This window comes from Corynebacterium sp. HMSC078H07 (assembly GCF_001812805.1).
Taxonomy (GTDB): Bacteria; Actinomycetota; Actinomycetes; order Mycobacteriales; family Mycobacteriaceae; genus Corynebacterium.
On sequence record NZ_KV810506.1, the window covers coordinates 1 to 280 of the forward strand.

Annotated in this window: 1 protein-coding gene; it reads right to left on the reverse strand. The window is 57.5% G+C overall.

The features are described from left to right. The coding region (locus HMPREF2875_RS13735) for a DDE-type integrase/transposase/recombinase (RefSeq protein ID WP_141754616.1) at window positions 1–280 on the reverse strand (280 nt) is incomplete at both ends.

Below are 280 nucleotides of genomic sequence, written 5' to 3' on the forward strand. Positions count from 1 at the left end.
CCAGCGATACCCGCATGTGGTCAGCGAGTGCATGACCGACGAGCTTGCGCGAGTAGACGTCGATGACCGTGGCCAGGTACATGTTCTTGCCGCCCTTACACGGCAGGTAGGTGATGTCGCCTACATAGACCTGGTTCGGCCTGTCAGCGGTGAATTTACGGCCCACGAGATCTGGCATGACGCGGTGGCCAGGCTTACGCCTGGTGGTGATACACCGACGCCGCTTAGTAAAGCCTTTTAGCCCCATGGATTTCATGATGCGTGCGACCTTCTTGTGATT